Source organism: Streptomyces sp. NPDC050732 (genome assembly GCF_040654255.1).
Classification (GTDB): domain Bacteria; phylum Actinomycetota; class Actinomycetes; order Streptomycetales; family Streptomycetaceae; genus Streptomyces.
Genome location: NZ_JBFAHP010000080.1, coordinates 1 through 3,160 on the forward strand (window position 1 = coordinate 1; position 3,160 = coordinate 3,160).

At 70.8% G+C, this 3,160-nt stretch carries 1 protein-coding gene; it reads right to left on the minus strand.

What is annotated here, in order from left to right:
* The coding region (locus AB0H82_RS36325; RefSeq protein WP_362999818.1) for an amino acid adenylation domain-containing protein at positions 1 to 3,134 on the minus strand (3,134 nt) is incomplete at its 3' end.
* Positions 3,135 to 3,160: the final 26 nt, after the last annotated feature.

The window sequence follows — 3,160 nt, forward strand, 5'->3', positions numbered from 1 at the left end:
AACAACTCCCCGATCCCCACCTCCACATCCAGCACCGCCCGCACCCGCGCCACCAACCGCATACCCGACAGCGAATCCCCGCCCAGGTCGAAGAAGCCGTCCTCGATCCCGATCCACTCCAGCCCGAGCACCTCGGCGAACAGGCCGCACAGGATCTCCTCGGTCTGTGTGCGCGGTTCGCGCCGGGAGACCCGGGCGGTGAGGTCCGGTGCCGGAAGGGCGGCGCGGTCGAGCTTGCCGTTGGCCGTGATCGGCAGTGCGTCGAGGAGCAGTACGGCGGCCGGGACCATGTACTCGGGCAGCGTCCTTGCCGCGTAGTCCCGTATCTCCCGGGGGTCGAGGCTCCGCCGGGTGGCGGGCACGACGTAGGCGACCAGCCGTTTGTCGCCGGGGCGGTCCTCGCGGGCCACCACCGCCACCTGGCCGACCGAGGCGTGCCCGGCGAGCACCGACTCGACCTCGCCCGGCTCGACGCGGAATCCACGCACCTTCACCTGCTCGTCCGCGCGCTCCACGAACAGCAGCTCGCCGTCGGCCGTCCACCGGACGAGGTCGCCGGTCCGGTACATCCGCCGTCCACCGCCGTCACCGAACGGGCAGGCCACGAAACGTTCCGCCGTCAGGGCCGGCCGCCGCAGATAGCCGCGCGCAAGGCCGGACCCGGCGATGTAGAGCTCGCCCGTGACGCCGGGCGGGACCGGGCGCAGGAAGGCGTCCAGGACGTACACCTGCCGGTTGGCGAGAGGTCGCCCGATGGGGAGCGTCCGACCTGCCTCCTCCTCGGGTCGCAGCAGGTGTGACGTCGCGCAGAGGGTGATTTCGGTGGGGCCGTACAAGTGCCGGACCGCCACCTCCGGGCATGCCTCCCGCACCCGCGCCACCGCACCGACCGGCACCACATCACCGCCCGTCAGCACCTCATCCAACCCGGCGAAACACTCCGGGGACTCCTCCGCAAGCACCCGGAACATCCCCGCCGTCACATGCACCACCGACACACCATCAGCAATCGCGGCACGAATGCGAGCCGCATCCACCACACCCGGCCCCGCGATCACGACGCGGCCGCCCGCCGCCAGCGGCACCCACACCTCGAACAGCGACACATCAAAGGCATGCGGCGCATGCATCAACACCACATCCCCGGGCCCCACCGGCCAACCCGGATCCCCCACCAGCCCCACCACACTCCCGTGCGGAACCGCCACACCCTTCGGCACCCCCGACGAACCCGACGTATACATCACATACGCCACGTCATCCGCCCCAACGCCGACCGCCGAGCGGTCGACCGGGCATCCCGCAACAGCCGCACGAACCCCCGGATCATCCAGCACCACCAACCGCGCACCCACACCCGCAGGGATCACATCCCGATACGCCTCCGTACACACCACCGCTACCGGCGCCGAATCCCCCAACAGGAACCCCACCCGCTCCGCCGGATACTCCACATCCACCGGCACATACGCCGCCCCCGCACGCCACACCCCCAACAACGCAACAACCAGATCAACCGAGCGCTCCATCACCACCGCTACACGATCACCACGCCCCACACCCACACCCGCCAGATACGACGCCAGACGCCCCGCCGCCACATCCAACTCCCGGTAGGACAAGGCGTCCGAGCCACACCGCACCGCGACGGCGTCGGGCGTGCGCTTCGCCTGTGCGGCGATCAGTTCCGGCACCGACGCGTCCGGGACAGCGGCCGCAGTGTCGTTCCAGCGCTCGACGGTCTGTGAGCGTTCGGCGGGCGTCAGGATGTCGATCTCGCTGAGGCGGAGGTCCGGATCGGAGGCGGCCTGTGCGAGGACGCGGCCCAACCGGTCCGCCAGCGCCTGCGCGGTGCGGTCGTCGAAGAGGTCGGTCGCGTAGAGGATCTCGCCGTCGAGGCCGGCGGGCGCACCGCGCTCGTCGCGCCGTTCCGTCAGGGTCACCGCGAGGTCGAAGCGGGCGACCGGGGAGACCATCGACGCGGAGCGCACCTCCGCGCCGCGGAGCCGCCACTGCGGTTCGGGCACGTTGTCCAGGGCGAGCATCACCTGGAACAGGGGGTTGCGGGACACCGAACGCGTCGGGTTGACCTCCTCGACCAGGCGCTCGAAGGGGACGTCCTGATGGGCGTACGCCGCCAGATCCGCGGCCCGCACCCGCTCAAGAAGCTCGGCGAAGGTCGGATCACCGCTCACGTCCGTGCGCAGGACGAGGGTGTTGACGAAAAAGCCGGCCAGCCCCTCCAGCGCCGCGTCCCCGCGGCCCGCGATCGGCGTGCCCAGCGGGATGTCATCCCCCGCTCCCAGGCGGGACAGCAGCAGCGCCACCGCCGCGTGCACCACCATGAACATCGTCGCCCGGCCCTGCCCGGCCACCTCCACCAGCCGGCCGTGCGTGAACGCGTCCGCCGCCACCGGCACCAACCGCCCCTTGAACGACGGCACCCCAGGCCGCGCCCGGTCCACCGGCAGCACCAACTCCTGCGGAACACCACGCAACGCATCACGCCAGAAGGCGAGTTGACCGCTCAGCACACTCGCCGGGTCGTCCAACTCCCCCAACACCTCGCGCTGCCACAGCGCGTAATCCGCGTACTGCACCGGGAGCGCACCCCAGCCCGGCACCCGGCCCTCGCACCGCGCCGCGTAGGCGGCCTCCAAGTCACGGGCTAGCACACCCATCGACCAGCCGTCCACTGCCACGTGATGCGCCACCACCGACAACACGTACTCACCCGTGCCGACAGCTATCAGGCACACCCGCCACGGCAGGTCGGCGCGCAGGTCGAAGCCGCGTGCCGCCTGCCGCGCCAGTACCTCGTCGACCTGCTGCTCGGTGCACTCACTGGTCAGCAGGGGTGGCCGCCCCGCTTCGCCGTCCAGGACGCGCTGATGGGGTACGCCGTTCACCTCGGGCAGGACGGTACGCAGGCTCTCGTGGCGGTCGGCCACATCACCCAGCGCGGCCTCCAGCGCGGCCACATCCAGCACACCCGAAATCCGCAACGCCAACGGCAAGTTGTACGCAGACGACGCACCCGGAACCGTCTCCTCAAGCCGGTTCAAAAACCACATCCGCTGCTGCGCGAACGACAACGGCACCACATCCGGCCGCACCCACGGCCGCAACTCCAACCGCCCCTCCCCCGCCATACCGGCCC